The 4,762-nt window shown below is 72.3% G+C and carries 6 protein-coding genes; 4 read left to right on the top strand and 2 right to left on the bottom strand.

Annotation, left to right across the window (positions count from 1 at the left end):
• A partial coding sequence (locus E1298_RS44220; RefSeq protein WP_165975954.1) for an RNA polymerase sigma factor occupies positions 1 to 846 on the bottom strand: 846 nt, incomplete at its 3' end.
• A 217-nt stretch (positions 847 to 1,063) separates the two neighbouring features.
• Here E1298_RS44220 and E1298_RS44215 point away from each other — a divergent pair.
• Together E1298_RS44215 and E1298_RS44210 are read left to right on the top strand one after the other, a co-directional pair.
• Positions 1,064 to 1,315, top strand: coding sequence for a hypothetical protein (locus tag E1298_RS44215; RefSeq protein WP_131903354.1), 252 nt, complete (start codon positions 1,064 to 1,066; stop codon positions 1,313 to 1,315).
• On the top strand, positions 1,312 to 1,734 hold the full coding sequence (locus E1298_RS44210; RefSeq protein WP_131903353.1) for an SRPBCC family protein: 423 nt from the start codon (positions 1,312 to 1,314) through the stop codon (positions 1,732 to 1,734). The genes E1298_RS44215 and E1298_RS44210 overlap by 4 nt, the downstream gene beginning before the upstream one ends.
• Before the next feature lie 9 nt (positions 1,735 to 1,743).
• Here E1298_RS44210 and E1298_RS44205 read toward each other — a convergent pair whose 3' ends face one another.
• Positions 1,744 to 2,310, bottom strand: coding sequence for a SigE family RNA polymerase sigma factor (locus E1298_RS44205; protein ID WP_131903352.1), 567 nt, complete (start codon positions 2,308 to 2,310; stop codon positions 1,744 to 1,746).
• Between the two features lie 249 nt (positions 2,311 to 2,559).
• Here E1298_RS44205 and E1298_RS50965 point away from each other — a divergent pair, with 249 nt between their 5' ends.
• Together E1298_RS50965 and E1298_RS44195 are read left to right on the top strand one after the other, a co-directional pair.
• Positions 2,560 to 3,696, top strand: coding sequence for a hypothetical protein (locus E1298_RS50965; RefSeq protein WP_243726220.1), 1,137 nt, complete (start codon positions 2,560 to 2,562; stop codon positions 3,694 to 3,696).
• Entirely contained in the window at positions 3,690 to 4,538 is an 849-nt protein-coding gene (locus E1298_RS44195) for a MauE/DoxX family redox-associated membrane protein (protein ID WP_131903351.1), read from the top strand. Before E1298_RS50965 ends, E1298_RS44195 begins: the two co-directional genes overlap by 7 nt.
• The last annotated feature ends 224 nt before the right edge of the window (positions 4,539 to 4,762 follow it).

Raw genomic sequence — 4,762 nt, 5'->3', positions numbered from 1 at the left:
GGACAGAGGTGCGGCGGACGGGGTCTCGGCGAGCGGGGTCTCGGCGAGCGGGGTCTCGGCGAGCGGCGGCGCGGCGGCGGGCGGTGGTGGCGACGGGTTGCGGGTGGCCAGGACGGCGACGGCCGTGGGACGGGCCTCCCGCGCGGGGTCGGCCTGGCTCGGGGCGTCCTCGGCGGGACGGCGGCGGGCGGCGCATTCCCGGGTCGCGCGGAGGAGTTCGGCGTCGAGCGCGGCTTCCATTCCGGTGCGTCCCCTCCGGACGCGCATGGCGGCGCGCCGAGCGGACATGCCGAGCGCCGCTCCGAGGCGCGCGGGGCGAAGGCCGTGCCGGAACGCGAGAAGGACCACTTCCTGGTCGACGGGATCGAGGCGGGCCAGGCAGGTTCTGAGCAGGTGGTGCAGTTCCTCGGGCGGCGGCAATTCGGATTCGGCTCCGTCCCGCAGGGAGCCGCCAGCGGATTCGAGCGCGGCGGCGTCCTCGGCGGCTTCCGCGGCCTCGAATTCGGTCCGGTCCAGGAATGGGCTGTCGGAGAACTCGCCGTCCCGGTCCCAGAACAGCTCGCCGGCCCGGCCGCGCCGGATGCAGCGGCGGCGGGCCGCGCCGTACAGCCAGGAGCTCAGGTGCAGGTGGTCGCGCATGCGCGGGGCGCGGCGGCAGGCGTCGATGAAGGTGTCGTGGACGATGCCCGCGGCGACCTTCTCGTCCGCCGACATTGACAGTGCGTAATCGTAAAGGCGCTCGCCGTATTCATCGTAAAGCGCGGCCAGCGCCGCCTCATCGCCTTCGTTCAGCCCTTTGACCAGCTTTCGGTCGGCGGTGGCAACGGAGGGGGACAACCTCGGCATACACGCTCCCGGCACCGGCGTGGGGCGTCCGCCCCCAAAGGGGTCGTCCGGACATTCAGCCCACCTTGCATACACCCGCCCGGCCACCGCGCACCACATGATCCTCCGAAATCTTCGCGACGGTGACCGGGAGGTGGAGTTCCGCATCGCTCTGTAATCACGCGGGCCATGACTCCGCGTCAGAATCGAGTCATATTCGAAGTGTTATCTTGGTACCATGGTAACAGTTGATCGCGTCCAGACCGGGCTGCGGGTCGAGCGGAACGTCCTCAAGGTCCTCAAGGGGCTGGCCGAGTACCTGGACCTGTCCCTCGGCGACCTCGTGGAGGGCATCGCCCTGCACGCCTTCGAGGGCAGCGCCCCCTTCTCGTCCGAGACCATAGGCAAGATCGAGCAGCTCAAGGCCGTCTACGGGCTGACCCTCACCGCCGCCGACGCCCACCGCCTCACCGAACGGCCCGCGCCGTGAGCGCCCGGCACCGGCTGAGCGGCCGGTTCCGGGTCCACGTGCCGCCGGGCGAGGCGTTCGAGCTGTTCACCCCGCGCGGCGAGGAGCGGTGGGCGCCCGGCTGGCGGCCCCGGTTCCCCGCCGACGACGGCACCGGGCCGGGGACGGTCTTCGAGACCGTCCACGACGGGGAGACGACGACCTGGGTGGTAGTGGAATGCGAGCCCGGCCACCGCGTCTCCTACGCGCGCGTGACGCCGGGACACCGCGCCGGGACGGTGACCGTCCTCCTGACCGCGGACGGTCCCGAGCACAGCTTGGTGGAGGTGACCTACGACCTCACCGCGCTCACCGAGGAGGCCGCACGGACGCTCGACGAGTTCGCCGCCGACTATCCGGCCTTTCTCCGCGGCTGGGAGAAGGCGATCCGGTCGGCGTAGCGGCGGTGGTCAGGGGCGCTGGGACGGGATGCCGGGGAAGTCGTCCCCGAGGGCGTCGTCGTCGCGCAGCCTCGCCATCGCGCGGGAGACCGTGCTCTTGACGGTGCCGACGCTGACGCCCAGCACGTCGGCGATCTCCGTCTCGGACATGTCCTCGTAGTAGCGGAGCATGACGGCGAGGCGCTGGCGCTCGGGCAGCTTGCGCAGGGCGCGGCCGAGCGCGTCGTGCAGCTCGCTGCGGCGGGTGTGGTCGTCGACGGGACGGTCGGGCAACTCGTCGGTGGGGTAGACCTCCAGCTTGCGGCGCCGCCACCAGGAGATCTGGGTGTTGACCATGGCCCGCCGGACGTAGCCGTCGACGGCCGCGCGGTCGTGGATGCGGTCCCAGGCGAGGTAGGTCTTGGCGAGGGCGGCCTGGAGGAGGTCCTCCGCCTCGGCGCGGTCGGTGCTCAGCCGCGTCGCCGCGCGCAGCAGGGCGGGCCCGCGGTCCGCCACGTACGCGCGGAACTCCTCGTGCCTCGACCTGTTCACCTCACCACCGAACCAGGGGTTGTGGAGCCGCGCCGGCCGGGTCATTCTCAGGATCTTGGACGGCGGGGGCGCGCCGGTACCGTCGACGATCGCAGGTAGATCGTCATTTTGGTCCTACAGAAAACTTATTTTCGGGTCAACCAGTGCATAATCTTCAACCCGAGTAGCGGGATCCTCCTCCGCCCAACGACTTATCGCGACAAATCCGTCGACAGCCGGGGGGCAGCGCGTGAACCTTGACTCGCCGTCCTAACTGTTGTGGCCGCGAGTGATGATCGATGCCGGAGTGCCGCCATGCCGCTACCCCGCCGCCGTGGAGCGAGGCGCCGCCGACACCGCGAGGCCGTCTTCGGCCCGCCCCCGCCCGTCCCCTCCGGCCTGCCGGAACGGTCCGCGGGGCCGCTGAGCGCCGTGACCGGGACGATCCTGGACGCCAGCCCGCACCTGCTCGTCCTGCGGTCCGGTGGCTCGGGCGGCACCGAGGTCCGGATCGCGATGACGGAGGCCACGGCCGTCTGGCACGGCGGGCGCGCCGGCCTCGCCGCGCTCCGGCCGGGCCGCGAGGTGATCGTGCGGCCGAAGGACGACGGGCCCGGAGCCGCCCGGGTCTGGGTCGACATCGGCAGGATCACCGGCACGATCCTGGCGCGCGGGAGGGACACCGTGGAGGTGGACATGGGACCGCACAGAGGGAGGGCCCATGTGGTGATCCCCCCGCCCGCCCTTGGCCGGGTGCTCGTCCGGCACCCGCGCCTGGAGGCCGGATACCTGATCGACGTCATCTACGTGGGGTCGCCGGGCGGCCCCCAGGCGGTGCGTCCCGGGACGTCGCAGCCCGGCTACCGCGCCGACGACCTCGCCGCCCCGGGGGCGTCCGCGCCCGTCCACGGGACGCTGCACGGGACGGCGACCTGGTTCGGCCCGATCGGTGGCGCGACGACGCCGCCACCGCCGTCCGCCCCGCGAGGCGGACTGTACGAGGGCACCTGGCCGTACGTCCCCGATGCCGGTCCGATGCCGGCCGCTCCGGACTCCGATGAGCACGGCGATACCGGCTGGGAGGACGAAGTGGTGAGCCAGGGCGGAGCGGCGTATCCGGCGATCGATCCGGAAGGGGACGCGGGCGGCTGCCCCGACGCGCCGCCCGGATGCGTGGCGCTGCCCTACCTCTCCCTCGGCAGCGAGGTCACCGTCCACAACGAGTGCAGCGGACGGACCGTCGTCCTGCCCGTGGTCGAGTGCGGGTGCATGGCGGCCCGCTACTGCGACCGGTGCGTGGAGTGCGGCACGTCGCCGCGCGGGCGGATCGTCGAGCTGACGCCCACCGCGTTCGTGGCCCTGGGAGGCGACCTGGAGGCCGGGTGCTTCAACGCGCTCGTGCGTCCAGCCGCGCCCGGCGCGTCCGATGAGGGGAGTGCCGGACGATGGTGACGGCGTTCCAGAACACGCAGGTCCTGCTGCTGGCGGCCGTCCTGCTGGCGGCGTGCCTGGCGAAACTGACGATCCGCGAGCACGCGGCGGACGTCCCCGACCATGTGCACGGCGTCCCGGTGCCCGCCGGGCAGGCCCGGCTGGCGGCGCTGCAACGCGTCCGCGGGATGAACGTGGGGCTCGGCCTCGGCGAGGGCCTCCTCGGCCTCGCGCTGCTGGTGACCTCGCACATGTCGGTGCGGCTGGCGACCGCCATCGCTTTCGCGGCCGCCACGTGGGCGGTCGGAGAGCTGCGCGTCCGCCGGCCGGACGCCGGATGCGGCTGCTTCGGCGGGCTGAGCACCAAGCGGGTCGACCGGCGGAGCGTCCTGCGCGCCATGCTGTTCACCGGCGCCGCCACCGCCTCGATCGGAGCGCCGCTCGCCGGCCTGCAAGTGCTGCGGGACGTCCAGGTGCAGGTCGGGCTGGTGTTCACGGTCGAGCTGGCGCTGTTCGCGGCGCTGTCCCCCGAGCTGTCGGCGCTGCTGGAGCGCAACGGGTTGCGGGACGGGCTCCGGGGCGGACGGAACCGGTCGGCGATGCCCTGCGAGCGGCGGCGCAGCCCGCTCTCGGAGACGTACACGGCGCTGTACGACAGCGCGGCGTGGGTGAAGCACGAGAACGTCCTGGCCAGCGCGGTGCCGCTCGACGTGTGGCGCGAGGGCTGCTGGCGGTTCGTGGTCTACCCCGCCCGGATGGACGAGCAGGACATGGAGATCGTGTTCGCGGTATCGACCGCCGAACGCGACCGAACCGTCCGCTCCGCCCTATTTATTCAACCCCGGCCCAAGGCACTCGCCTAGCGGCTGTGTTTATTCAATCCCGGCCCAGGGCACTCGCCTAGCGGCTCGCGCCTTGACCGTGCTTGGGCGAGACGCGACATCGCTTCGCGATCTTCCCGGTGGGGCTCGCCTTCGGCTTCGCCCCACCGGTCAGTTTGCGCGCTCGCGTGACAGCTGAGGTTGTCCGGGAACGGCGATCATATGAGAACGGTGCGCCTCCTTTCGGGGGCGGTGTGGGTGGGTGG

This window comes from Actinomadura rubrisoli (assembly GCF_004349215.1).
GTDB classification, from domain to species: domain Bacteria; phylum Actinomycetota; class Actinomycetes; order Streptosporangiales; family Streptosporangiaceae; genus Spirillospora; species Spirillospora rubrisoli.
Note: the sequence above shows the minus strand (reverse complement) of the source record. Positions and strands in the feature narration are given on the sequence as shown.

Coding starts and splice junctions, on each gene's coding strand:
- E1298_RS44195 (WP_131903351.1), top strand. CDS start 3,690: ATGGTGACGGCGTTCCAGAACACGCAGGTCCTGCTGCTGGCGGCCGTC.
- E1298_RS44205 (WP_131903352.1), bottom strand. CDS start 2,310: ATGACCCGGCCGGCGCGGCTCCACAACCCCTGGTTCGGTGGTGAGGTG.
- E1298_RS50965 (WP_243726220.1), top strand. CDS start 2,560: ATGCCGCTACCCCGCCGCCGTGGAGCGAGGCGCCGCCGACACCGCGAG.
- E1298_RS44215 (WP_131903354.1), top strand. CDS start 1,064: ATGGTAACAGTTGATCGCGTCCAGACCGGGCTGCGGGTCGAGCGGAAC.